Annotated in this window: 23 protein-coding genes; 6 read left to right on the top strand and 17 right to left on the bottom strand. The window is 73.7% G+C overall.

Annotated features, from left to right (window positions below; translation table 11 throughout):
- Positions 1-114: 114 nt before the first annotated feature.
- From ACZ514_RS01305 to ACZ514_RS01275, 7 genes are all read right to left on the bottom strand, one after another.
- A complete protein-coding gene (locus tag ACZ514_RS01305; RefSeq protein WP_468174492.1) occupies positions 115-897 on the bottom strand; it encodes an ABC transporter ATP-binding protein in 783 nt (260 codons plus the stop codon).
- On the bottom strand, positions 890-1,819 hold the full coding sequence (locus tag ACZ514_RS01300; protein WP_468174494.1) for an ABC transporter permease: 930 nt from the start codon (positions 1,817-1,819) through the stop codon (positions 890-892). The genes ACZ514_RS01305 and ACZ514_RS01300 overlap by 8 nt, the downstream gene beginning before the upstream one ends.
- A 97-nt stretch (positions 1,820-1,916) precedes the next feature.
- Positions 1,917-2,789: a glycosyltransferase family 2 protein gene (locus ACZ514_RS01295; RefSeq protein WP_468698374.1), complete on the bottom strand. Its 873-nt coding sequence runs from the start codon at positions 2,787-2,789 to the stop codon at positions 1,917-1,919.
- Between the two features lie 8 nt (positions 2,790-2,797).
- Entirely contained in the window at positions 2,798-3,577 is a 780-nt protein-coding gene (locus tag ACZ514_RS01290) for a CDP-alcohol phosphatidyltransferase family protein (protein WP_469123771.1), read from the bottom strand.
- A complete protein-coding gene (locus ACZ514_RS01285; protein ID WP_468174498.1) occupies positions 3,555-4,616 on the bottom strand; it encodes an iron-containing alcohol dehydrogenase family protein in 1,062 nt (353 codons plus the stop codon). The genes ACZ514_RS01290 and ACZ514_RS01285 overlap by 23 nt, the downstream gene beginning before the upstream one ends.
- Entirely contained in the window at positions 4,604-5,356 is a 753-nt protein-coding gene (locus ACZ514_RS01280) for a phosphocholine cytidylyltransferase family protein (protein WP_468698007.1), read from the bottom strand. Before ACZ514_RS01280 ends, ACZ514_RS01285 begins: the two co-directional genes overlap by 13 nt.
- A complete protein-coding gene (locus ACZ514_RS01275) occupies positions 5,353-7,140 on the bottom strand; it encodes a DUF5941 domain-containing protein (RefSeq protein WP_468174556.1) in 1,788 nt (595 codons plus the stop codon). The genes ACZ514_RS01280 and ACZ514_RS01275 overlap by 4 nt, the downstream gene beginning before the upstream one ends.
- A 411-nt stretch (positions 7,141-7,551) precedes the next feature.
- On the opposite strand from ACZ514_RS01275, the gene ACZ514_RS01270 reads away from it, so the two are divergent.
- Positions 7,552-8,808: a methyltransferase domain-containing protein gene (locus tag ACZ514_RS01270; protein ID WP_468174500.1), complete on the top strand. Its 1,257-nt coding sequence runs from the start codon at positions 7,552-7,554 to the stop codon at positions 8,806-8,808.
- 128 nt (positions 8,809-8,936) lie between these two features.
- On the top strand, positions 8,937-9,539 hold the full coding sequence (gene idi, locus ACZ514_RS01265) for an isopentenyl-diphosphate Delta-isomerase (protein WP_468174502.1): 603 nt from the start codon (positions 8,937-8,939) through the stop codon (positions 9,537-9,539).
- Positions 9,540-9,600: 61 nt separating this feature from the next.
- On the opposite strand, the gene ACZ514_RS01260 is transcribed toward idi, so the two are convergent.
- Positions 9,601-10,089 (bottom strand): ATP-binding protein, encoded by a 489-nt coding sequence (locus ACZ514_RS01260; protein ID WP_468174504.1) that lies wholly within the window; start codon positions 10,087-10,089, stop codon positions 9,601-9,603.
- Between the two features lie 130 nt (positions 10,090-10,219).
- Complete coding sequence (locus tag ACZ514_RS01255; RefSeq protein WP_469123770.1) at positions 10,220-10,864, bottom strand: HdeD family acid-resistance protein; 645 nt, start codon at positions 10,862-10,864, stop codon at positions 10,220-10,222.
- An 81-nt stretch (positions 10,865-10,945) separates the two neighbouring features.
- Between ACZ514_RS01255 and ACZ514_RS01250 the strand changes: the two genes are divergently transcribed.
- Positions 10,946-11,695, top strand: coding sequence for an enoyl-CoA hydratase/isomerase family protein (locus ACZ514_RS01250; RefSeq protein WP_468174508.1), 750 nt, complete (start codon positions 10,946-10,948; stop codon positions 11,693-11,695).
- Here the strand turns inward: ACZ514_RS01250 and ACZ514_RS01245 are convergent.
- Both ACZ514_RS01245 and ACZ514_RS01240 read right to left on the bottom strand, forming a co-directional pair.
- Positions 11,670-12,308, bottom strand: coding sequence for a DJ-1/PfpI family protein (locus ACZ514_RS01245; RefSeq protein WP_468698013.1), 639 nt, complete (start codon positions 12,306-12,308; stop codon positions 11,670-11,672). The genes ACZ514_RS01250 and ACZ514_RS01245 overlap by 26 nt on opposite strands.
- A gap of 249 nt (positions 12,309-12,557) precedes the next feature.
- Complete coding sequence (locus ACZ514_RS01240; protein ID WP_468174513.1) at positions 12,558-13,526, bottom strand: GlxA family transcriptional regulator; 969 nt, start codon at positions 13,524-13,526, stop codon at positions 12,558-12,560.
- Positions 13,527-13,669: 143 nt separating this feature from the next.
- On the opposite strand from ACZ514_RS01240, the gene ACZ514_RS01235 reads away from it, so the two are divergent.
- Entirely contained in the window at positions 13,670-14,908 is a 1,239-nt protein-coding gene (locus tag ACZ514_RS01235; protein ID WP_469124174.1) for an SLC13 family permease, read from the top strand.
- A 31-nt stretch (positions 14,909-14,939) separates the two neighbouring features.
- On the top strand, positions 14,940-16,577 hold the full coding sequence (locus ACZ514_RS01230) for an ABC-F family ATP-binding cassette domain-containing protein (RefSeq protein WP_468174516.1): 1,638 nt from the start codon (positions 14,940-14,942) through the stop codon (positions 16,575-16,577).
- Positions 16,578-16,601: 24 nt separating this feature from the next.
- Here the strand turns inward: ACZ514_RS01230 and ACZ514_RS01225 are convergent, their stop codons facing one another.
- From ACZ514_RS01225 to ACZ514_RS01200, 6 genes are all read right to left on the bottom strand, one after another.
- Positions 16,602-16,841 (bottom strand): hypothetical protein, encoded by a 240-nt coding sequence (locus ACZ514_RS01225; protein WP_468174519.1) that lies wholly within the window; start codon positions 16,839-16,841, stop codon positions 16,602-16,604.
- A 94-nt stretch (positions 16,842-16,935) separates the two neighbouring features.
- Positions 16,936-17,718, bottom strand: a complete 783-nt coding sequence (locus tag ACZ514_RS01220) for an SDR family NAD(P)-dependent oxidoreductase (protein ID WP_468174522.1) — start codon at positions 17,716-17,718, stop codon at positions 16,936-16,938.
- A 29-nt stretch (positions 17,719-17,747) separates the two neighbouring features.
- Positions 17,748-18,950, bottom strand: a complete 1,203-nt coding sequence (locus tag ACZ514_RS01215) for an MAB_1171c family putative transporter (protein ID WP_469123769.1) — start codon at positions 18,948-18,950, stop codon at positions 17,748-17,750.
- A complete protein-coding gene (locus ACZ514_RS01210) occupies positions 18,940-19,446 on the bottom strand; it encodes a M78 family metallopeptidase domain-containing protein (protein ID WP_469123768.1) in 507 nt (168 codons plus the stop codon). Before ACZ514_RS01210 ends, ACZ514_RS01215 begins: the two co-directional genes overlap by 11 nt.
- 271 nt (positions 19,447-19,717) lie before the next feature.
- Positions 19,718-22,195, bottom strand: coding sequence for a Tex family protein (locus tag ACZ514_RS01205; protein ID WP_468174531.1), 2,478 nt, complete (start codon positions 22,193-22,195; stop codon positions 19,718-19,720).
- A gap of 82 nt (positions 22,196-22,277) precedes the next feature.
- Positions 22,278-23,141 carry an SCO6745 family protein gene (locus ACZ514_RS01200; RefSeq protein WP_469123767.1) on the bottom strand — a complete coding sequence of 288 codons (864 nt, stop codon included), beginning with the start codon at positions 23,139-23,141 and terminating at the stop codon, positions 22,278-22,280.
- 327 nt (positions 23,142-23,468) lie between these two features.
- Between ACZ514_RS01200 and ACZ514_RS01195 the strand changes: the two genes are divergently transcribed.
- Complete coding sequence (locus ACZ514_RS01195) at positions 23,469-24,971, top strand: M1 family metallopeptidase (protein WP_469123766.1); 1,503 nt, start codon at positions 23,469-23,471, stop codon at positions 24,969-24,971.
- Position 24,972 lies beyond the last annotated feature (1 nt).

The raw sequence follows: 24,972 nt of genomic DNA, 5'->3' as shown, positions 1-24,972 counted from the left end.
GTTCCCCCGCGCCGGCCGTTCTCCCGCACCCGCCGCCCGCTCCGGACCACGGCGAGGCCCCCGCCGCGGTGAGCGGCGGGGGCCTGCGGTCCGGAGCGGCGGTGGACCCCCGGGTCAGTGGCCGCTGGCCTTCTCGTACGCCGAGACCACTTCCTCGGTGGGGCCGTCCATCAGGAGCTCGCCCTTCTCCAGCCACAGCACCCGGTCGCAGGTGTCGCGGATGGACTTGTTGTTGTGGCTCACCAGGAAGACCGTGCCGGCCTTCTCCCGCAGTTCGCGGATCCGGTTCTCGGAACGCACCTGGAAGCTGCGGTCACCGGTGGCCAGCGCCTCGTCGATCATCAGGACGTCGTGGTCCTTGGCCGCCGCGATGGAGAAGCGCAGCCGCGCGGCCATGCCGGAGGAGTAGGTGCGCATCGGCAGGGAGATGAAGTCGCCCTTGTCGTTGATCCCCGAGAAGTCGACGATGTCCTGGTAGCGCTCCTTGATCTGCTCGCGGCTCATGCCCATCGCGAGACCGCCGAGGACCACGTTGCGCTCACCGGTGAGGTCGTTCATCAGGGCGGCGTTCACGCCCAGCAACGAGGGCTGGCCGTCGGTGTAGACCCTGCCGGACTCGCAGGGCAGCAGACCCGCGATGGCGCGCAGCAGGGTCGACTTGCCGGAGCCGTTGGAGCCGATGAGGCCGATGGCCTCGCCCCGGTACGCCGTGAAGGAGACGCCCCGCACGGCGTGGACCCGGCGGACGCCCGGGGCGTCGCCCTTGCCCCGGCGCAGGATCTTGCTCAGCGCGGCGGTGGCACTGCCCTTGCCGGAGCTGCCCGTGTTGACGCGGTACACGATGTGCACCTCGTCCGCGATGACGGTGGGGACGCGCCCCTGGGTGTTGTCAGCCACGGCCGTAACGCTCCTCAGCCTTCCAGAAGTACACGAAGCCGCCGAGGCCGATCAGCACGGCCCAGCCGGCCGCGAAGGCCCAGACGTGCGGCGGGAGGTTCTCCGGGCCGTATCCGTCGATCAGCGCGAAGCGGATCAGGTCCATGTAGATCGCGGCGGGGTTCCACTGGAGCACGTCCGCGATCCAGGCCGGCCTGTCCTTCAGCATCTCGTTGATCGAGAACATCACGCCGGAGGCGTACATCCACGTACGGGTGAGGAAGGGCATCAGCTGCGCGAGGTCGGGGGTCTTGGACCCCATCCGCGCGAAGACCAGCGCGAGCCCGGTGTTGAAGACGAACTGCAGGGCCAGCGCCGGGATCACCAGCAGCCACGACAGACGCGGGTAGTTCCCGAAGGCGACGGCGACGACGAGCACCACGATCATCGAGTACATGAGCTGCTGGAGCTGCTGCATCGAGAAGGAGATCGGCAGGGAGGCGCGCGGGAAGTGCAGCGCCCGGACCAGGCCGAGGTTGGAGGGGATCGCCCGGACGCCCGCCATCAGCGAGTTCTGGGTGAAGGTGAAGACGAAGATGCCCACCACCAGGAAGGGGATGTAGACCCCCTTCTCCATGCCGCGGCCCGCGTTCAGGATGAGGCCGAAGATCAGGTAGTAGACCAGCGCGTTGAGCAGCGGGGTCGCCACCTGCCAGAGCTGGCCGAGCTTGGCCTGGCTGTACTGCGCCACCAGCTTGGCCCGGGAGAAGGCCATGATGAAGTGGCGCCGCCCCCAGAGCTGCCGCACGTATCCGCCCAGGCTGGGCCGCGCGCCGCTGACCGACAGGCCGTACTTCCTGGCGAGCTCCTCGGGACTGAGCCCCGCGTCGTCGGACGGCGGCTTGCTCGTGGCGAGGGCGCCGTCGTGGGTTGTGTCACTCACAAGTTGAAACTTTCCGTCTTCAAGATGCGGCAGGAGGGGCATCGGGGGCTGGAACGCCGGACCCGTGGTGGGGCCCATGGTCCCAGACCCGAGCTTGTCAGATCACGGGCGGCCGGCCCAGCCGCGTCAGCCGCCAGACCGTGCGCCACCTCATCGGACGCCGGGGACCGCAGGGTGTGGTCCAGCCCTCCTTGAACCCGCCGAACCAGGCCTTGAGCGCGGGCCCGGAGGGCCGGCGCACGAGCGTCAGCGCGAGCCAGACGCCCAGGTAGACCGGGACCAGCGGGGCGGGCAGGTTCCGGCGGGCGAGCCACACCCGGTTACGGGCCACCATACGGTGGTAGACCGCGTGCCGGGAGGGAGCGGTCGCCGGGTGCAGCAGCACCATGTCCGCCCGGTAGTCGATCAGCCACCCGGCGTCGAGCGCCCGCCAGGCGAGGTCGGTCTCCTCGTGGGCGTAGAAGAACTCCCCGGGCAGCGTGCCGACCTGCTGGAACACCTTCGTGCGGACGGCGTTGGCGCCGCCCAGGAACGTGGTCACCCGGGAGGAGCGCATCGGGTCCGAGGCACGCAGCCGGGGCACGTGGCGCCGCTGGGTGGTGCCGGTCTCAGGGTCGGCGATGCGGAAGCTGACGATGCCCAGCCGCGGGTCCTCGGCGAAGGCCTGCCGGCACAGCTCGGCGGTGTCGGTGCGCTCCAGCAGCCCGTCGTCGTCGAGGAAGAGCAGGGCGTCGACCTCGGCGCCGCCGGGGCCGAAGGCCTCGATGCCGACGTTGCGGCCGCCGGGGATCCCCAGGTTCTCCGGGAGGGAGACGGTGCGCACGCCCTCCGGGAGCCCGGTGACCTCGACGCCCTGGCCGACGACGACCACCTCGACGGGGTCGCCCTCCTGCCGGGCGACCGAGTCGAGGAGCGCCTTCAGCTCGTCGGGACGGTTGCCCATGGTGATGATCACGGCGCCCAGCCGCATCGGGGCCGTCACTTGAGCCTGCTGGAGGCCAGGACCGACACCAGGTGCAGCAGGGTCTGGAGCAGGGCGATGCCGGCGAGTACGGCGACACCGAGCCGGGAGAAGAACAGGTCGCCCCGGACCTGGTCGGCGACGGCCAGGACCAGGATCAGCAGCGAGGCCTCGATGCCGAGGATCAGCCGGTGGAACTTGAGCGCGGCGGCGGCCCGGCGGGCGAGCGCCATGCCGGACGAGCGCGGCTCGGCGGCGGACTCCTGGACCACGGGCTTCCCGGCCTGGTGCCGGGCGACGCCGACCAGGTCGGTCTCGGCCTTGATCAGGATCGCGCCGAGCGCGGCGAGGGTGCCGAGGAAGGCCCAGAGCCAGTCGGTCCGCCCGCCGCCCCACAGGTCGGCGGCGCGCAGGCCGAAACCGACGAGGACGGCCGCGTCGCACAGGTAGGCGCCGACCCGGTCCAGGTAGACGCCGGAGAGCGAGTACTGCTTCTTCCAGCGGGCGACCTCGCCGTCGACGCAGTCGAGCAGCAGGTACAGCTGGACCGCGACCACGCCGAGGGCGGCGCCGAGCACGCCCGGCACCAGCAGGGCCGGGGCGGCGAGGACACCGGCGAGGGTCATCACGTAGGTCAGCTGGTTGGGCGTGACCTTGGTGGTGACCAGCAGGCGGGTGATGCGCAGGGAGACCTCGCGCATGTACAGGCGACCGCCCCAGTGCTCGCCACTGCGCCGGTCCTTGACGCCCGGCGGGTGAACGACGGGCCGGAGTTCAGCTACGGATGGTCTGGGCATAGTCGGCGTAAGCGTCCCTGATCTCGGCTGCGGACAGGTTGAGGTGCTCCAGGATGGTGAAGCGTCCCGGGCGGGTCTGGGGGGCGTACTCGACGGCGGCGACGAACTCGTCCACGCTGAACCCGATCTCCTCGGGCAGCACGGGCAGGCCGTGGCGGCGCAGGACCTCCGTGAACAGGCCGGACTGCTCGGCGGCCCCGCGCAGGTGCATGGCGAAGGCGGCGCCGATGCCGACCTGCTCTCCGTGGAGCGCGGAGCGCCCGGGGTGGAGCAGGTCGAAGGCGTGGCTGATCTCGTGGCAGGCCCCGGAGGAGGGGCGGCTGTCCCCGCTGATCGACATGGCGATGCCGGAGAGCACGAGGGCCTCGGAGAGCACGGTGAGGAACTCGTCGTCGCCGCATCCGCCGGGATGCCGCAGCACCGACTCGCCGGCGGTACGGGCCATGGCGGCGGCCAGGCCGTCCACGGACTCGCCGGTGACGCGGTGCGAGAGCTCCCAGTCGGCGATGGCGGAGATGTTGGAGATCGCGTCGCCGACGCCGGCACGGATGAAGCGGGTGGGGGCCTCGCGGATCACGTCGAGGTCGATCACCATGGCGATCGGCGTGGGCACGCCGTAGGAGCCCCGGCCGTTGTCGTTGTCCAGGATGGACACGGGGGAGCAGATGCCGTCGTGGGAGAGGTTGGTGGCGACGGCCACCATGGGCAGGCCGACCCGCGCCGCGGCGTACTTCGCCACGTCGATGATCTTCCCGCCGCCCAGCCCCACGACGGCGTCGTAGCGGCGGCCCTTTATGTCGTCGGCCAGTTTGACCGCCGAGTCGATGGTGCCGTCGACGACCGGGTACCAGTCGGCGTGCGGCAGGGCCGGCTCCAGGCGGGCGCGCAGCGCCTGTCCGGAGCCCCCGCTGATCGCGATCGCGAGCCGGCCGGACGCGGAGATCCGCTGGTCGGCGAGGATGCCGTCCAGCTTGTCCATCGCCCCGCGGCTGATGTCGACGACGACCGGCGAGGGGATCAGCCGCGTCAGTACTGGCATGCGATCGTCCGGCCCTTGGCGAGGTCGTCGTGGTTGTCGATCTCCACCCACTTGACGTCCCCGATGGGGGCGACGTCGATGGTGAAGCCGTCGTTGACGAGCTGCTGGTACCCGTCCTCGTAGTAGAGGTCGGGGTCGCGCTCGAAGGTGGTCTTCAGCGCCTCGGCGAGCTGCTCGGCGGCCTCGGGCTCGATGAGGGTGACGCCGATGTACTCGCCGGTCGCGTCGGCCGGGTCCATCAGCTTGGTGATCTTCCGCACGCCCTGTCCGTCGGCGGTGACGACCTTCATCTCCTCCTCGGCCAGGCTCTTGACCGTGTCGAGGGCGAGGATGATCTTCTGGCCGTTGCCGCGGGCGGCGAGCAGGGTCTTCTCGACCGAGACGGGGTGGACGGTGTCGCCGTTGGCGAGGATCACGCCCTGCTTGAGGACGTCACGCGCGCACCACAGGGAGTAGGCGTTGTTCCACTCCTCGGCCTTGTCGTTGTCGATCAGCGTGATCCTGACGCCGTACTTGGCCTCCAGGGCCTCCCGGCGCTCGTAGACGGCTTCCTTGCGGTAGCCGACGACGATGGCGACCTCGGTGAGGCCCACCTCGGCGAAGTTGCCCAGGGTGAGGTCGAGGACGGTGAGGCTGTCCTCCCGGCCCTCCGGGCCGACCGGCACGAGGGCCTTGGGCAGGGTGTCGGTGTAGGGACGCAGGCGGCGTCCGGCACCGGCAGCGAGGACGAGGCCGATCATGCTGGTTCTCCTTCGTCATGTACGGCGGGTGCCCCGGAGGAGACCCAGAAGCGGATGCTCTCGACGAGCACCACGAGTGCCACGAACACGGCCATGGCCGTGAGCGCGACGGGGAACGCGTCACGGGCGAGGACGGCGGCGAGGACCACGGTCAGCAGGACCCGGCCCTCGTGGCCGCCGGTCGTCCGCACCAGCCAGTGCGGCGGGGCGCCCGAGCCGCCACGGATCCGGTAGACCGTGTCGTAGTGATGGTAGGCGACCGCCGCGACCAGTCCGAATGCGGCCGGGAGGGCCCCGGGGACGTCCGCCCGGGCGGCCAGCGCCAGGACCGTCACGTACTCGGCGAACCGGAAGAGCGGCGGGACCAGCCAGTCGAGGGGGCCCTTGAGCGGGCGGGACACCGCCGCGCCGGCGAGGACCGCGTACGCGACGGCGGCCGCGATCAGCCAGGGGTCCCCGAAGCCGCGGGTCACGGCACCGCCGGCCATCAGCACCGAGCCGGCCAGTGCCCACCACAGCGCGGCGCGGCCCGGCCGCTTCCCGGGGCGCGGGGAGGTCCACGCGAGCACGCCCGAGTCGGCCAGGTCCGCGAGGGCCCGCGCGGCCCGGTCGGTACGGGTGGCCTTGCGGGTCACCGAGCGCAGCACCCGGCCGGCGGTGGTGTAGAGGGCGCCGAAGGCGCAGCCGATCAGCAGGGCGTGGAAGACGGTCCGCGGGGTGGTCACGGCGGTCAGCACCGCGATCATGGCCCAGCGCTCGCCGATCGGCAGGATGATCATCCTGCGGGCCCAGACGGTCCAGCCGACGCTGTCGAGCCGGTCCGAGAGGGCGGCCGTCGGACTGCCCGTGACGGACTTCCCGGCGGCGGTGGCGTCGTGGTTGGCCTCGTTGAACGAGAAGTCCACCACGTGCCGGCAGGTCATGAGGATCATCGCGCCGAGCGCGAGGGCCCAGACGTCGTCGCCGTTCCTGGCCGCGCCGAGCGCGAGGCCGGCGTAGAAGGAGTACTCCTTCGCCCGGTCGAAGGTCGCGTCCAGCCAGGCGCCCATCGTCGAGTACTGGAGCGAGTACCGGGCCAGCTGCCCGTCGGTGCAGTCCAGGACGAAGGAGACGAGCAGCAGCACGCCGGCGGCGACGTAGCCCCAGCGCTCTCCCGTGGCGGCGCAGCCGGCCGCGATCAGCGCGGTGATCAGGGAGGCGGTGGTCACCTGGTTCGGGGTCAGCCCCCGGCGGGCGCACCAGCGGGCGATGTAGCGCGAGTACGGGCTGATGAAGAAGGTGGTGAAGAAGCCGTCGCGGGACTTCACGGCCGTGCGCAGGCGCACCGCCTCGTCGTCCACGGCGGCGACGGCCGCGAGGGCCTGCGCGCGTTCCGCCTCCCCGTCGGGCACGGCCGCGACCAGGCTGCCGAGCTCGGGCCGCTGGACGGCGGTCCCGGCGGCCTCCACGGTCGCGGCGAGGCGGTCCGCGTACGGGCCGGGGCCCGCGGGGGCGAGGCCTGCGGCCTCGTCGAGGGCCGCGCGGGCCCCCGCCTGGACGGCGAAGGCGCCGGTCACCGCGCAGGCGTCGAAGCGCGGGTCGGTCAGCGCGAGGCGCAGGGCGTGCGGATGCCCGACGAAGGCGCTGTCGACGACCGCCACCCGCTCCCGCGCCGGGACTGCGGCGAGGGCGGCGGCGGTGTCTTCGGGACCGGTGGCCGGGCGGACGTCGAACCCGAGCGACCGGAGATCGTCCTCGAGCGGTGATCCGGGTACCGGCGGGCCGGTGAGGATGACGGTCGGCAGACGAACTCACTCCTTGCGACGGACATTCCCGACGGGCGGGCGCCCCGGGTGGGGGCGGCGGCAGCACGTCGGCAGGGCTGTCGGCAGAGGCTATCGGATGAATGGAAGGGCGCATTCACCAGCTCTTCCCGAGCGATCGGACCCCTTCGGAGGCGGGTGTTAGGCTGGACGGCGCCGCGCGCGTGATCAACCGGGCGCGCGTCGGAAGAACACCGGAAGCAGCATCGGAAGAACGTCAGAAGAGCGGCACGAGGGCCGGGTCCGCGGGAGGTGGGTCGATGACCGTCGCAGTGGTCGCCGCCGTGCGCGGCGAACTCCGGTACGCCCCCGTTTCCTTCCGGGTGTCCGGCCGGGTCTGACCCCTCACCGGTGAGCCCCGTCGGCCGGAACCCCCGTCTCCAAGGGTTCACGTTGACCGACCACGACGCTCCTCCTTCCCTCGCCTCCTCCACGGAGCCGCGCCGCGACCTGCCCCGGCGGTCCCCGGGCTCCGACGCCTCCACCCGGCGCCTCCTCTCCCTGTGCGGACCGCTGCCCGAGCGGCCCACCGTCCTCGTCCTGGGGCGCGCCCCGGGCCGCGACGCCCTGCTGCTCGCCGCCGAGGCGGGCGGGGCGGGCCTCGCCGAGGTGACCGCCGCCGGCCCCGACGGGCCCTTCCTCGACGAGCTGCGCGCGGCCGCCGCGGCGCGCGGGCTCGCCGGGCGGGTCCGCGCCGTACCGGCGGACCTCGGCGCACTCCCCCGCGCGGACTTCCAGGACGGCTCCTTCGACCTCGTGTGGGCGGAGGGTCCCGCCTTCCCGCCCGGCTCCCGCGGGGAGGCGGTCGCGGGCTTCGACCGGGCGCTCGCCGCGTGCGAGCGCCTCCTCGCCCCCGGGGGCCGCCTCGTGCTGGGCGCGTACGAGTGGACCGCCGAGGAGCCCCCGGCGGAGGCCCGGGCCCTCTGTGACCCGCGGCACTCGCCGCGCTCCGCCGCCCGCGACACCGCTGCCGCCCAGGCCGCCGGGTACCGGATCCTGGGTACTCTCGCGCAGCCCGGCGCCTCCCCGGCCGAGGAGCCCGCGCCGGGCCCCGAACGCGGGGAACCCGCCGTGCGGGAGCGGTACGGGCACGCGTACGGGTACACCGGCTACGTGCTGGCCCCGGTGACCGCCGGGGACGGGGGCCGCTGGCGGGCCCGCCCGGAGACCGCGGCCGACGTGGCGGCCGTACGGGCCGTCAACCTGGCGGCGTTCGGGACCCCGCTGGAGGCTGATCTCGTGGACGCGCTGCGCGCGGACCCGGACGCCTGGCTGCCGGGGCTCTCGTACGTGGCCGAGGGCCCGGACGGGTCGGTGGCGGCGCACGCCCTGCTGACCCGCTGCGCGGTGGACGGGGTGCCCGCGCTGGCCCTCGCGCCCGTGGCCGCCGATCCCGCCGTCCAGCGCTCGGGCGCCGGCGGTGCCGTCGTACGGGCGCTGCTCGCGGCGGCGCGGGCGCGCGGGGAGTCGCTGGTCCTGGTGCTGGGGCATCCGTCGTACTACCCGCGGTTCGGTTTCGTGCCCGCTTCGCGGTTCGGGATCGGGGCGCCCTTCGAGGTGCCCGACGAGGCGATGATGGCCCTGGTGCTGGACGATTCGGTTCCGGTGCCGGCGGGCACGATCTCCTATCCGGCCCCCTTCGGGATCTGATCCACCGGTGGACGTCCGCCCCCGCCGCCTACCACGCGGCGGGGGCGGACATGCGTGGATCGCCGAAGTGGGGACAAGCCGCTTTTGTACGGCAGACTGAAGGCCGAAGTCCGAAGCGAAGGATGGGTATGCCGACCACACCAGCCACCGACGCCACCAGCAGCGCGTCCGCCGGCACCGGAGCTCGAGAATCGATCATGCTCGAACTGGTCGACGAGTCCGGCAACACCATCGGCACGGCGGAGAAGCTCTCCGCACATCAGGCGCCCGGCCTGTTGCACCGTGCGTTCTCCGTGTTCCTCTTCGACGAGCAGGGGCGGCTGCTGATCCAGCGGCGCGCCCTCGGGAAGTACCACTCCCCCGGCGTCTGGTCGAACACCTGTTGCGGTCACCCCTATCCCGGGGAGTCGCCGTTCGCGGCGGCGGCCCGGCGCACCCATGAGGAGCTCGGGGTCTCGCCCTCGCTGCTCGCCGAGGCGGGGACGGTCCGCTACAACCATCCTGACCCGGCGTCCGGACTGGTGGAGCAGGAGTACAACCACCTGTTCGTGGGACTGGCCCAGGCCGCGCTGGAACCGGATCCGGAGGAGGTCGGCGACACCGCCTTCGTCACGGCCGAGGAGCTGGCGAAGCAGCACGCGGAGCAGCCGTTCTCCGCCTGGTTCATGACGGTGCTGGACGCGGCGCGCCCCGCGATCCGCGAGCTGACCGGCGACGCGGCCGGCTGGTAGCCGCTGCGCCGTTCAGGTGCGGACGCCCGGGTGCGGGCCGTCCGGGGCCGGTCCCCGGGGTTCAGGCCCCGGGCGTCCGGAGCGGCAGTGCCGCCCAGATCACCTTGCCGCCCGTCGCGGTGTGTTCGACGTCGCACACCCCGCCGGCCTCGCGGGTGATCTCCCGGACCAGCAGCAGGCCCCGGCCGCCGGTCTGGCCGAAGTCGGCCTCCAGTGCCTTGGGCCGGTACGGGTGGTCGTCCTCGACGGCCACCCGCACCCACTCCCGGCCCAGCGCCACCTCGACGGCGACCTCCGGGGAGAGCAGGGCCGCGTGCCGGACCGAGTTCGTCACCAGTTCGGAGACGATCAGCAGCAGGGAGTACACCAGGTCCTGCTGGGCCGGCACCCCCTGGCGGCCGAGCAGCTCGCGGACCGCGCGGCGGGCCTGCGGAACGGATTCTTCAACCGCTGGCGCGGTGAAGCGCCACACTCCCTCATAAGCGGGAGGGTCGGCCGGAGCCGACACCTCACCTCCCCCGGCCGGCGGGATGCTCCCGCTGTCGTTCATATTCCGGCCCCCGTCTTCACGCTCGATCGTCTCCACGCGTCCAGAGTGGAGAAGACGCCGGTGCCGACCGCGCTGCTGACCAGAAGTCAGCGTCAATCGGACGCTTTCTGACCACTGGCTTATGACGGAGTCAGTTGTTGGTCTGTTCCTGATCCGGCAGGCTCCGGTTGGCAGCGCCTGCCTCCTCTTCCCCGACCAGTCCGAGGATCCGGCGGGCTCCCAGACCCAGTCCCATCAGGCTGAGTCCGTCGAACAGCAGGGCGAGCGAGAAGAAGGTCCCGATCACGTACAGGCTGTTGCCCGGCCAGCCCGAGAGGATCAGGACGCCCAGCAGGAGACCGAAGGCGCCCTGGACCAGGGAGATCCCGAAGTTGGCGCCGCGCACCACCAGCGCCCCCACGAGGCGGAAGACGCCGCCGGTGAGGAAGAGCAGGGCCGCGAACATGGTCAGCGCCTCGGCGCTCGCCTCCGGACGGCGCAGGATCACGAAGCCCGCGGCCAGGTTGATCGCGGCGACGATGACGGCCAGCCAGAAGTAGCTCGTCCCGCGCGACTGCACGGCCTGCGCGAGGCCGACGACACCGCCGAGGAGCAGCAGCCAGCCGAAGAGGAACATCGAGGTCAGGGTGGCCACACCCGTGTAGACCAGGCCCACCAGGCCGGCCAGCACGAGGATCGTCCCGAGCAGGGCGAGCAGCCCGAAGCCGCGGTTCAGCTGCTTCTTCTGCTTCTGCCGCTGCTGCTGTGCGAACGGGTCGCTGCGGTCGGCGCCCATGGACGTGCCACCTCCTCGGCACCCCCCGGGGTCGTATTCCCCCCGATCATAGGATCGGCTGCCCGGGATAGCATCCGGCGCATGGACGCAGCCCTCCACCACACCGTCGCCGACGGGGTCGCCACCGTCGTCATCTCGCACCCCGCCAAGCGGAACGCCATGACCGCCGCGATGTGGCGGGCCCTGCCGGAGCTGCTGGAACCGCTCGCCGCCGACGAGGCCGTACGGGTGCTGGTGCTCACCGGGGCCGGCCCGACCTTCTGCGCGGGGGCCGACATCTCCTCGCTCACCGGCAAGGAGGACCCCCAGGCCCTGGCGGTGGCCGCGGAGGAGGCCCTGGCCGCCTTCCCGAGGCCGACGGTGGCCGCGATCCGGGGCTTCTGCGTGGGGGGCGGCAGCCAGCTGGCGGCGGCCTGCGACCTGCGGTTCGCGGAGGAGGGCGCGGCGTTCGGGGTGACCCCGGCGAAGCTGGGCGTCGTCTACCCGGCCTCCTCCACCCGGCGGCTGGCCTCGGTGGTCGGCCCGGCGTGGGCCAAGTACCTGCTGTTCTCGGCCGAGTTGATCGATGCCGGGACGGCCCTGCGGGCCGGGTTCCTGAACGAGCTGCTGCCGGCGGGCCGGCTGGACGAGCGGGTGGCCGAGTTCGCGGGGATCCTGGCCTCCCGCTCGCTGCTGACGCAGGCCGCCGCCAAGGAGTACGCGGACGGCCGCACCGGCCGGGAGGCGTACTGGGCGGGTCAGGCCGCGGCGAGCGGCGACACCGCCGAGGGTGTCGCCGCGTTCCTGGAGCGGCGTGCTCCGGAATTCAGCTGGCGTCCGTCAGGGGATTAGCGGCGCGCAGCCGGGCGACGAGCTCGGCCGGGGCCTTCTCCGGCGAACCGGCGTCGTAGGGCGGCTGGGGGTCGTACTCGCACAGCAGCTGCACCGCCTCGGCGTACGGGTCCCCGGCGATCCGGCCGAGCAGCCCGAGCCCCATGTCGATGCCGGAGGACACCCCGGCGGCGGTGACGTACTTGCCGTCGAAGACGACCCGCTCACCGGTGGGCTCGGCGCCGAAGGGGACCAGCCGGTCGAGGTAGAGCCAGTGGCTGGTCGCCCGCCGCCCGTCGAGCAGGCCGGCCGCGGCGAGGAGCAGCGAGCCGGTGCAGACGGAGGTGGTCCAGGTGGTGGTCGCGTCCACGGCCCGCAGCCACTCGAGCACGGCGGGGTTGTCCATCTCCGCTTCGGGGTTCGGCCCGCCGGGCACGATGACGACGTCCGGCCGGGTCACCTCCTCGAGCGCCTTGTCGGCGACGAGGGCGAGCGCCCCGTTGTCGGTGCGCACCGGGCCCGGGCGCTCCGCGACGAACACGGTCTCGGCGTCGGGCACCCTGCTGAGGGTCTCGTAGGGCCCGACGGCGTCGAGCGCGGTGAAGCGGTCGTAGAGCAGTACGGCGATCTGCATGGCTCCTCCGGAGCGGTGGGCCGCCCCCGGTCGTGGGGCGGGGGGTCGAGGTTGCGGGGCGCTGTGACAACGCCCGTGCGGGGCCGGGCGGCACGCCTTCCGACGCGCCGCGCGTCCTGCCGCGCCGCCGCGCGGAGCCGGAGCGCGCGGCGGCGGCTGAGCGGTGCGAGGACGCGCACCGGCAGGGGGCGGCGCCAGGAGGGGCAGCGGCCGGGGCCGCCGCGCCGGGCGGAACCGCGGGGCGCCGCGTCAGGAGGGGCGGCCGCGGCCGAAGCGGCGGCGGTACTCGGCCGGGGGCTGGCCCAGGGTTTTGACGAAGGCGCGGCGCAGTGCCTCCGGCGTCCCGTAGCCGCAGGACTGGGCGATCTGCGCGACGCCCTCGCAGCTGTCCTCCAGCAGCCGGCGCGCGTGTTCCACCCGTACCCGCTCCACGTACCGGCCCGGAGTCACCCCGGTCTCCGCCTGGAAGGCCCGCGCGAAGTGCCTCGGCGAGAGCGCCGCCCGTGCCGCCAGGGCCTCCACGCTCAGGTCCCCGCCCGGGTGCTCGTTGATCCACTGCTGGACGTCCCGCAGCGGCGCCCGCCGCGCCGTCTGCGCCGCCAGCTGCGCGCTGAACTGCGCCTGGTTGCCGGGTCTGCGCAGGAACACCACCAGGTGCCGGGCGATCAGCAGGGCCGCGTCCCGTCCCAGGTCCTCCTCCACCAGCGCCAGGGCCAGGTCGATCCCGGCGGTGACCCCGGCCGAGGTGGAGACGGGGCCGTCCCGGACGTAGATGGGGTCCGGTTCCACCGACACCCTGGGGTAGTCCCGTGCCATCCGCGCGCAGACCGACCAGTGCGAGGTGGCCCGGCGTCCGTCCAGCAGCCCCGCCTCCGCCAGCAGCAGTCCCCCGGTGCAGACCGACACCAGCCTGCCCGCACGGCGCCCGTGCGCGCGCAGCCAGTCGGTGAGCCTCGGCTCGAAGTCCGCCGTGCGGCGGCCGCCGGGTACCAGCAGCGTGGTCCCGGGGCCGGGGCGGGCGCTCTCCAGGTCCCCGTCGGACAGCAGGGTCAGTCCGCTGCTGGTCCGTACCGGCGCGCCTCCCGGGGAGACGGTGCGGATGGCGTACCCCTTCCGCCCCGGAAGGCGGCCGGCTCCGTCGAAGACCTCGACCGGGCCGGTCACGTCCAGGCTCTGCACCCCGTCGTAGAGGACGACGAGCACGTTTCGCGGTGACATGCCTCCATCCTGTGACCACGCTGGTCGTGGCCGCAATGACGGGTGTCCCACCTATCCGGACGGGCGGCGGCGGGGTGCGATCCTTGGGCGTTCCCCGTCCCGCCGTCCGGAGCGCCGCCCTGAACACCGTCCTCGCCGAGTCCCTGTCCGTCGTCCTGCTGCTCGCCGTGCTGGCCTTCGCCGTGCTGCGGCCACGGGGGCTGCCCGAGGCGGCGGCCGCCGTGCCGGCCGCCGGGCTGCTCGTCGCCCTGGGGGTGGTGTCCCCGGCCGATGCCTGGGAGCAGACGCGGGAGCTGCTGCCCGTGGTCGGGTTCCTGGCCGTGATCCTGGCCCTCGCCCAGCTGTGCGCGGACGAGGGGCTGTTCCGGGCGGCCGGGGCGGCCGTGGCCCGCCGGGCCGCCGGGCGCGGGGCGGCCGGGCTGCTGGGCGGGGTGTTCCTGGTCGCCTCGGCGGTCACCGCCGCGCTGAGCCTGGACGCCACGGTGGTGCTGCTGACGCCGGTGGTCCTGGCGACGTCCGCCCGGCTGGGCGCCCGGCCCCGCCCGCACGTGTTCGCCACCGCGCACCTGGCGAACTCGGCGTCGCTGCTGCTGCCCGTGTCCAACCTGACGAACCTGCTGGCCTTCACCGCGAGCGGGCTGACCTTCACCCGGTTCGCGGCGCTGATGGCGCTGCCGTGGGCCGTCGCGATCGTGGTGGAGTACGCGGTCTTCCGCCGCTTCTTCCGGGCGGACCTGGCGGCCCCGCCCGAGCACCGGCCCGAGGCGGCGGAACCGGCTCCGGTGCCGCGTTTCGCCCTGGCCGTGCTGCTGCTGACGCTGGCGGGCTTCGCGCTGGCCTCCCTCCTGGGGGCCAGCCCCGCCTGGGCCGCGCTGGCCGGGGCCGTGGCGCTGGGGGTGCGGGCCCTGCGCCGCCGCGAGACCACCCCGCGGCGGCTGGTGGCCTCCACCGCGCCGGCGTTCTGCCTGTTCGTGCTGGCGCTGGGAGTGGTCGTACGGGCCGTGGTGGACCACGGGCTGGGTGACGGGCTCCAGTGGCTGCTGCCCGACGGGGACTCGCTGCCGGCGCTGCTGGCCGTGGCCGGGGTGGCCGCCCTACTGGCCAACCTGATCAACAACCTGCCCGCGGTGCTCGCGCTGCTGCCGCTGGCCGCGCCCGGCGGGGCGGGGGTGGTGCTGGCCGTGCTGATCGGCGTGAACATCGGTCCGAACCTCACGTACGTCGGCTCCCTGGCCACGCTGCTGTGGCGGCGGCTCCTGCACGCGCACGGCGAGGACGTCCGGCTGGGCGCGTTCACCCGGCTCGGGCTGCTCACCACGCTCCTGTCCCTCGCGGCGGCGGTGACGGCCCTGTGGGCGGGGCTGCGGCTGATCGGCCGGTAGGGCGGCGGCGCGCCGATAGGATCGGGGCATCATGACTGCAACCCTCGTCGCCAAGAACCTCACCGCCGCGCACGGTGAGCGCACGCTCTTCGCCGGTCTCGACCTCGTCGTCGCGCCCGGCGACGTCATCGGACTCGTCGGCGTCAACGGCGCCGGGAAGTCGACCCTGCTGCGCCTGCTCGCCGGGCTGGACACCCCCGAGACCGGTGAGCTGCGGCTCTCCCCGCCGGGCGCGGCCGTCGGCCACCTCCCGCAGGAGCCGGAGCGGCGCGACGGCGAGTCGGTGCGGGAGTTCCTCGCCCGCCGGACCGGAGTGGCCGCCGCCCAGGCGGCGCTGGACGAGGCCACGCAGGGCCTCGTGGACGGCACCCCCGGCGCCGACGACGCGTACGCGGAGACCCTCGACCGCTGGCTGGACCTCGGCGGTGCCGATCTCGACGAGCGCGCCCAGGAGGTGGCGGACGAGCTGGGCCTGGCGGTGAGCCTGGACCTGCCGATGTCGGCGCTGTCCGGCGGCCAGGCCGCCCGGGCGGGCCTCGCCTCGCTGCTCCTGTCCCGCTACGACGTGTTCCTCCTGGACGAGCCCACCAACGACCTCGACCTGGCGGGGCTGGAGCGGCTCGAGCGGTTCGTGACGGGGCTGCGCGCGGGCACGGTGGTCATCAGCCACGACCGCGAGTTCCTGACCCGCACCGTCACGAAGGTCCTCGAACTGGACCTGGCGCAGCAGCAGATCAACCTCTACGGCGGCGGCTACGCCTCGTACCTGGAGGAACGCGAACGCGCCCGCGACCACGCCCGCGAGGAGTTCGAGGAGTACGCGGGCAAGCGGTCCGCGCTCGAGGGCCGGGCCCAGATGCAGCGCAACTGGATGGACAAGGGCGTCCGCAACGCCCGCCGCAAGGCGAGCGACAACGACAAGATCGGCAAGAACCTGCGCGGCGAGTCCAGCGAGAAGCAGGCCGCCAAGGCCCGCCAGACGCAGCGGGCGATCGAGCGCCTGGAGGTCGTCGAGGAGCCCCGCAAGGAGTGGGAGCTGCGCATGGAGATCGCGGCGGCCCCGCGTTCCGGGTCGGTGGTGGCGACCCTGCGCGAGGCGGCCGTCGAGCGCGGCGACTTCTCCTTCGGCCCGGCGAGCCTCCAGATCGACTGGGCGGACCGGGTGGCGATCACCGGGGCCAACGGCGCGGGCAAGTCCACCCTGCTCGCGGTGCTGCTGGGCCGGCTGGCCCCGGATTCGGGTTCCGCCACCCTCGGCTCGGGCGTGCTGGTCGGCGAGGTGGACCAGGCGCGCGGCCTGTTCCTCGGCGGTGAGCCCCTGCTGGAGGCCTTCTGCGCGGCCGTCCCGGACACCGAGCCGGCGGAGGTGCGCACGCTGCTGGCCAAGTTCGGCCTGAAGGCGGCGCACGTGCTGCGCCCGGCGGCGACCCTGTCGCCCGGCGAACGCACCCGCGCGGCCCTCGCCCTGCTCCAGGGGCGCGGGGTGAACCTGCTGGTGCTGGACGAGCCGACGAACCACCTCGACCTGCCGGCGATCGAGCAGCTGGAGTCGGCCCTGGAGGCCTACGAGGGCACGCTGCTGCTGGTCACGCACGACCGCCGGATGCTGGAGGCGGTCCGCGTGACCCGCAGGCTGGAAGTGGCGGACGGCAAGGTCACCGAACTCTGAGCCCGGAACTCCGGGGCGGGCGCCCTAGAACTCCTTGGGGCCCTTGCCGTGGCTGCGGTGCTTGCGCGGCTCGTCCGGGTCCTGGCTGCCGGGGTGGTCGAGGCGGCTCGCCTCGTCCGTGTCCTCGGCCCGGACGGGGCCGGGCCCCGGCTTCGGCCCGGATCCCCGGGAGGTGTGCTGCCGCCCGGGGTGCGGTTTGCGCTGCTGCTGTCCTTCGTCCTCGCCGTGGAGCGGGACGCCTCCGGCGCCGCCTTGCTCGTCCATGGCACGTCCTCCTCTGCCGAGGGCCGCTGTCCCCCTCCCCCGGCGGCTGCCCGGACGGCGGCCCCGCAAACCGGCACGCTGCACGCCCGCACGCTCAGGCCGGCGGTGCGGCCGGGGGGCGCCGCTCGCGGGCCATCCTGCGGGCCACGAAGGTGCGCGGGAGGTGGCGGGCCGCGAAGGCGTACGCCTGGTAGTGGCGGCCCGTGACGCTGACGGGGCGGCGCCGGGCGAGGTCGCGCAGGGCCTTGGCGACCACCGCGTCCGGCTCCAGCCACACCGCGTCGCGCAGGGCGCTGACGTCCATGCCGGCGCGTTCCTGGAACTCGGTGCGGGTGAAGCCGGGGACCACCGCGAGCACCCGGACCCCGTAGGGCTCCATGTCGATCCGGAGGGACTCGCTGAAGGCGGTGATCCACGCCTTCGCCGCCCCGTACGTCCCGGTCGGGAGCAGGCCGGCGACCGAGGAGACGTTGAGCACGGCGCCCCGGCGGCGCTCCCGCAGGCCCGGGAGGAGCGCGTGGGTGAGCCGGAGCGGGACCTTCACCAGGAGGTCCAGCATCCGCTCCTCGTCCTCGACGGGGTTGTACGGGTAGGGCGCGGGCAGGCCGAATCCGGCGTTGTTGACCAGGACGTCCACGGGCCGCGCGGTGTCGGCGAGCCGGTCGGCGACGGTGGCGAGGGCGGCGGGGTCGAGCAGGTCGGCGGGCAGTACCTCGCAGGCGCTGCCGGTGCGGCGGGTGAGTCCGGCGGCCAGGGCCCGCAGGCGGTCCTCGTCCCGGGCGACGAGGACCAGGTCGCAGCCCTTGGCGGCGAAGGCCCGCGCGAAGGCGGCGCCGAGGCCGGCGCTGGCCCCGGTGATCAGTACGGTGGTGGGCACGTGGCGTTCGCTTCCTGCGGTCAGGCGGTTCAGGCGGTCCGGGTGGCGGGGGCGAAGGCGGCGGCCACGGGCGAGCGGTAGGCCCGGGCGACGTCCACGAGGAACCTGGCCTCGTCCTCCAGGTCCGGGCCGCCGCCCTCCATGGAGGTCCGCATCGCGGCCGGCAGTTCCAGCGCGGTGGCCCCGGACGGCTGCCCGGGCGGTCCGGCGAGCTTCGTCCGCCGGGCCTCCTTCAGTACGCAGGCCAGCGCGGCTGCCGCGCGCTGCCGCTCGGGGACGTCCGCACCCGCGACGTGGCCGCGCGCGAGCTCGGGCAGGCCCGGCGGGACGTACTCCCCCAGGATCAGGATCGCGTCGCGCGTCTCGATGACCTTGCGGTAGACGAGCAGGTCCCGCGGCACGGGCGGCCAGAGCAGTTCCAGCAGCCGTCCGGTCCGGGGCTCGGTGAGCGCCACGTACGGGACGGCCTGGACCAGGTCCCGCCACAGCGGCCACAGCAGCCAGGCGGTGGTGGTGTCGGCGAGGGCGCGGCGCAGCGTGAACAGGGTCGGCACGAGGATGGCGGCGGCGCGCAGCAGGCCGTGCAGGCTCATCAGCAGCGGCAGCGCGGGCAGCGCCCAGGTGCTGCCGAAGAGGGCCTTGAGCAGGTACACGAACCAGAACACCCAGGCCAGCGCGGTGCCGAGGCCGAACAGGCGCAGTCCGAGGGCGAGTGCGCGGCTCTCGGAGCGGCGGCCGTAGCGCCAGCAGACGCGGACGCAGACGGTGTTGGCGATCAGGTGGGCGGAGATCAGCACGAGCCAGTACGCGAGGGAGGGCAGCGGGCTCCCGGAGGGCGGGATGGTGTGCGTGCCGTGCCCGGGCGCGGCGGCGTCCAGGGTGAGGAGGACGGCGATCCAGAGCACGGTGCCCGCCCAGGAGGCGAGGGGCAGCCTGCGGCCGCGGGTGGCGGCGGCGACGAAGTAGAGCACGGCACCCGCCGACAGGACGCCGATCAGGTTGCGGGCGAGGGCGACCGTGTGCGCGTACGAGGGCCCGGCGGTCATGGCGTACCGGACGACGGCGGGCAGGTTCAGGGTCATCGCGGCGGCCGCGGTCGCGACCGCGAGCCACAGTCCGCGCTGTTCCGGGGAGCGCAGGGCGCCGGGGGCCCGGAGCAGGACGGCGATCCACAGGATGACGACGCCGGGCACGGCGAGCCAGTCGCCGAGGGCGGCGAGTTCAGCTGCCATCGCGGTGACCCCGTGCGTAACCCATGGCGGATTCCAGCCGGTCGAGGGCGCCCCGGGGGGCGGTGGCGCGGCAGGGGCGGCCCGCGGCGGAGGCGTGGACGCGAATCATGCTCGCGAGCATCTCCGCCTCCTGCTCCTGGCGGGTGGTGTAGTCGGTGCGGCCGCGGACGACGGGGGCCCGGCCGTCGGTCTCCTCCCCTGCCGTGGAGTGGTGGCCGAAGAGGATGTGCCCGAGCTCGTGGAGCACGATGTGCTCGCGGTGCAGGGGGGTGGTGTGGGCCTCGTAGAAGACGTAGTCGACGGTGTCGGTGCCGACCCACAGCCCGCAGACGCCTGATCCGGCGGCCTCGCTGGGCAGGGGGTGCAGCCGGATGGGCCGGCCGCGCCGGTCGGCCATGTGCGCGCACAGGCCTTCCAGGGAGAACGGGGGCGTCAGGTCCAGATGACCGAGAATCGTCGCGCAGCGTTTGCGCAGGCCGAGGTCGCGGTAGGGCATGCGTTCCCTCTTCGGACCTTTTCTCGGGCAGCGTCGGTAGGCGTGGGGGGTGGGCATCGGCATGGGGTCCTGTGCCTGGAGGGGGCCTCGGGGGGGCGGTCCCGGAGGGAGGAGCGGGAACGCCCGTCCGCGCGGGCGAACGGGCGAACGGACGTTCCACCATGCCTACCGATCATCCGGGGGAGTTGGCAAGCGGGCCCCCCGGCAGGGGTGGCTATTCGGCCACCCCTGCCGGTGCCCGCCGCCGGCCGGGCCGTGGCCCGGTGTACCGCTAGCGGCGCCCCCGGCCTTCGCCGGGTCCGGTCAGGCCGGCCCGGCGGAGGGCGTCCGCCATGGCGCTGTTGGCGGGGGCCGGGGCGCCGGAGCGCTGTCCTCCGCCGCCCTGCCGCTGTCCTCCGCCGCCCTGACCGCCTTGACCGCCCTGCCGCCTGCCGTCGCCGCCGCGCTGGGTCTGGCCTTGCCCCTGCCCCTGCCCCTGGCCGCCGCCGCGCTGCCGCGGGGGGCGGCCGCCGCCGCGGCGGTCGCCCTGGCGCTCGTCCCGCTGCCCGGGGGCCCCGGCGCCGCGCTCGGCGCCCGCCTCGTCCTCCAGCCGCAGGGTCAGCGAGATCCGCTTGCGCGGGATGTCCACGTCCATGACCTTGACGCGGACGATGTCACCCGGCTTGACCACGTCGCGGGGGTCCTTGACGAAGGTCTTCGACAGGGCGGACACGTGCGCCAGCCCGTCCTGGTGGACGCCGATGTCGATGAAGGCGCCGAAGGCGGCCACGTTGGTGACCACCCCTTCCAGGATCATGCCGGGCGCCAGGTCGCCGATCTTCTCGACGCCCTCCTTGAAGGTGGCCGTCTTGAAGGCGGGGCGCGGGTCGCGGCCCGGCTTCTCCAGCTCGCGCAGGATGTCGGTGACGGTCGGCAGGCCGAAGGCCTCGGTGACGAACTGCTCGGGCCGCAGGGAGGTCAGGACGGAGGTGTTGCCGATGAGCGCCGCCACCTCGGTACCCGCCGCCTTGCCCATGGCCCGGACCACGGGGTAGGCCTCGGGGTGCACGCTGGAGAAGTCCAGCGGGTCGTCCCCGCCGCGGATGCGCAGGAAGCCCGCGCACTGCTCGTACGCCTTCGGGCCCAGGCGGGCCACGTCCTTGAGGCCCTTGCGGCTGCGGAAGGGGCCGTGGGCGTCGCGGTGGGCGACGATGTTCTCGGCGAGGGTGCCGCTGATGCCGGACACCCGGGAGAGCAGCGGGGCGGAGGCGGTGTTGACGTCCACGCCGACGCCGTTCACGCAGTCCTCGACGACCGCGTCGAGCGAGCGGGACAGCTTCACCTCGGACAGGTCGTGCTGGTACTGGCCGACGCCGATGGACTTCGGGTCGATCTTGACCAGCTCGGCCAGGGGGTCCTGGAGGCGGCGGGCGATGGAGACCGCGCCGCGCAGCGACACGTCCATGTCCGGGAGTTCCTGCGAGGCGAAGGCCGAGGCGGAGTACACGGAGGCGCCGGCCTCCGAGACCATCACCTTGGTGAGTCCCAGCTCGGGGTGGCGGCCGATGAGGTCCCCGGCGAGCTTGTCGGTCTCGCGGGAGGCCGTGCCGTTGCCGATGGCGACCAGCTCGACCGCGTGCTCCTTCGCGAGGCGGGCGAGCTTGGCGAGGGACTCGTCCCACCTGTTGGCGGGGACGTGCGGGTGGATCACGTCGGTGGCCACGACCTTGCCGGTCGCGTCGACGACGGCCACCTTGACGCCGGTGCGGAAGCCGGGGTCCAGGCCGAGCGTGGCGCGGGTGCCGGCGGGGGCGGCGAGCAGCAGGTCGCGCAGGTTGGCGGCGAAGACCCGTACGGCCTCGTCCTCGGCGGCGGCGCGCAGCCGCGTCCGCAGGTCGATGCCGAGGTGCACCTGGATCTTCGTGCGCCAGGCCCAGCGGACGGTGTCGGCGAGCCACTTGTCGCCGGGGCGGTCGCGGTCGGCGATGCCGAAGCGGCGGGCGATGAGCCCCTCGTACGTGGAGGGGCCGGGCGTGTCGGAGGGCTCCTCGGGCTCCAGGTCGAGGGAGAGGACGTCCTCCTTCTCGCCGCGCAGCATGGCGAGGACCCGGTGGGAGGGGAGGGCGGTGAACGGCTCGGCGAAGTCGAAGTAGTCGGAGAACTTCGCGCCCGCCTCCTCCTTGCCCTCGCGGACCTTCGAGGCGAGCCGGCCGCGGCTCCACATGCGCTCGCGGAGGTCGCCGATCAGGTCGGCGTCCTCGGCGAACTTCTCGGTGAGGATGGCGCGGGCGCCCTCCAGGGCGGCGGCCGCGTCGGCGACGCCCTTGTCCGCGTCCACGAACGCGGCCGCGGCGGCGGCCGGTTCCACCGACGGGTCGGCCAGCAGCCCTTCGGCGAGGGGTTCCAGGCCGGCCTCGCGGGCGATCTGCGCCTTGGTGCGGCGCTTGGGCTTGAAGGGGAGGTAGATGTCCTCCAGCCTTGCCTTGGTGTCGGCCTGGTGGATCCGGGCCTCCAGCGCGGCGTCGAGCTTGCCCTGCTCGCGTACGGAGTCGAGGATCGCGGCGCGGCGGTCCTCCAGCTCGCGCAGGTACCGCAGCCGCTCCTCGAGGGTGCGGAGCTGGGCGTCGTCGAGCATCTCGGTCGCTTCCTTGCGGTAGCGCGCGATGAACGGCACGGTGGAGCCGCCGTCGAGCAGCTCGACGGCGGCCCTGACCTGCCGCTCCCGTACGCCGAGCTCCTCGGCGATCCTGCCTTCGATGGACATGGTCACAGTGCGGTCCCGCCTGCCTTCGTGCGTGTGCGTGGAAGGCTGTCAATTGTGGCAGGTGCCGCGGGCGGACCCGGGGAGCCCCTCAGCCCTTTCCGAAGAGGTCGCGGGGGAAGGCGCCGGCACCGATGGCCCGCGCGACGAACGCGCCGCCGAGCTCGCCGAGCCGGGCGAGGCCGGCCGCGCCGAGGTGTTCGTACGGGGCGGCGTCGAGGCGGTCGGTCTCCGTCTCCAGGCGCTCGCGCAGCGCGCGGCCCTCCTGCGTGAGTTCGCCGTCGGCGTCGAGGACGCCCCGGTCGCGGAGCCGTTCCGCGGCGGCATCGAGGTCGGCCTGGTCCCAGCCGCGGATGCTCTTGATCCACTTCGGGGTCATGCCGCGGCCGGTGGCGGTGTGGCTGACCAGGGCCTCCAGCGGGTCCAGTCCGGTCAGCAGCAGCGCGGCGAGGTGCCCGTCGCCGCGGTGCTCGCGCAGCAGGGTGGTGGCGTGCCACAGCCGCAGGTGCGGTTCCTCGGGGACGGGCAGGTCGGCGTGGGCGGCGTACAGGGCCCGGCCGTGGCGGGTGCAGGCCTCGGTGGCGCGCAGGGCGAGACCGGCGGCCTCGGCGAGTTCGGGTGAGGCGATGGCCTCGTCCCCGAGGAGGCGGCGCAGGGTGCTGTCGGCGGCGCGCAGCCGGGCGGCGAGGACCTGTTCGGGCGTGGCGGTGTCCCAGACGGCGGGGAGGTGGGCGGCGACGAGGTCGTGCCGGTAGTTGTAGAAGGCGGCGGTGACCACGCCGGGGCCGACGGCGCCCATGGCGGCGGAGCGGCTGGCGAGGTTGACGGCGACCCGGTGGGTGATGCCGAGGGCGCCGAGCTCGGCGGCCAGGTCCGGGGAGAAGTAGCTGGTGGCGTGGAGGGGGTTGATGGCGGCGTGCCAGACGCGGCGCGCGGCGTGCTGGGGGAGCGTCATGCGTCGCAGGTTACCGACTGCTCAGTATGTGGCGGACGCCGGCCCCTCCCCCGTCCCTCGGCGTCCGGCGACCGTGCCGTTCCGGCCACTCTGGTCCCTGCCGTCACTCGCGCATCGGTGCAGCTCGGACGGTACGGACGGTCGCCGGCGGGCGGGCTGGTCCGGGTTCGTGACGTCCGAATGGCGATCGTGTGACAGCAGGGGCCATGGACATGACGTGAGCGATCACGGGTGAATACCGTCGGACGACGAACAGCGAACGACGAACGACGAACCTCGGGCGTCGACCACGAACCGACCTGCCTCCCCTACCCCTTGGAGCATCGCGTGCACCGCAAAGTCATCGCCCCGAGCGTCCTGGCCGCTTCCCTCCTGCTGGTGATCCCGGCGTCGGCGGCCGGCGCGGGTCCGGGCGCCCCGGGCATAGGCGACAGCTACTACCCGGCGAGCGGGAACGGCGGCTACGACGTCTCCCACTACGACCTGCGCCTGAAGTACCAGCCCGGGACGGACCTGCTGGAGGGCACGGCCACCCTGCTGACCACCGCGAAGCAGGACCTGTCCCGGTTCAACCTCGACTTCGGCCTCAAGGTCAGCGAGGTGCGGGTCAACGGGGCCAAGGCGAAGTTCGCCGCCTCCGGCGCGCACGAACTCGAAGTGACGCCCGCGGAGCCGCTCCGGAAGGACAGTCAGGCGACGGTCGTCGTCAAGTACGCGGGCAAGCCCTCGGAGTTCAAGGTCGACGGCTGGTCGGCCTGGCAGCGCACCCCCGACGGCGGTGTGGCGGCCCAGGAGCCCGACGCGGCCGCCTGGTGGTTCCCCAGCAACGACCACCCCCTGGACAAGGCCACCTTCGACGTGTCGGTCAGCGTCCCGGACGGCACCCAGGCCATCAGCAACGGCGTCCTCCAGTCGCAGAGTTCGCGGCTCGGCTGGACCCGCTACAACTGGCGCTCCAACAAGCCGCAGGCGACCTACCTGGCCACGCTCGCGATCGGCAGGTTCGACATCACCACCGGCAAGACGGCGAACGGCCTGCCGATCCTGAACGCGTACAGCAAGGACCTCGGCGACAACGCCGGCGCGGCGCGCGCCAGCGTGGAGCGGACCGGCGAGGTCGCGGAGTGGCTGGAGGGGGTCTTCGGCCCCTACCCGTTCAACGCGCTCGGCGGCTACGTCCCGAACGTGCCCAGCGGCTTCGCGCTGGAGACCCAGACGCGGCCGTTCTACAGCCCGCGCCAGTTCGCGAACGGCGCCAACACCTCCGTCGTCGTGCACGAGCTCGCCCACCAGTGGTACGGCGACAGCGTGTCCGTCGACAACTGGAAGGACATCTGGGTCAACGAGGGCTTCGCCCGCTACAGCCAGTGGCTCTGGTCGGAGAAGGAGGGCGAGGGCACCGCCCAGGAGCTCGCCGAGTGGACGTACGCCTCCCGCCCGGCCGAGGACCCGTTCTGGCAGGTCAAGCCCGGTGACCCGGGCCCGGACAACCAGTTCCACGGGGCCGTGTACGACCGTGGGGCGCTCGCGCTCCAGGCACTGCGCAACGAGATCGGCGACGAGAAGTTCTTCGCCGTCCTCAAGGGCTGGCCGACCGAGCGGGCCTACGGCAACGCCAAGGTCGGGGACTTCGTCCGGTACGCGGAGAAGGTCTCGGGCAAGCCGCTCGCGCAGCTCTTCGAGACCTGGCTGTACACCCCGGGCAAGCCGGCCTTCGCCCCGCCGGCCGCCAAGACCGGCGCCCGCGCCCTCGCGTCCCCGGCCGGGCCGGTGACCGAGCCCAGGTCCTGGAAGAAGATCGCCGCGACGAACTCCGTCCACGACCACTGAC

The organism is Streptomyces sp. NPDC034086 (assembly GCF_055575515.1).
The sequence above is the reverse complement of the archived record's forward strand: the minus strand, read 5'-3'. Positions and strand labels throughout refer to the sequence as shown.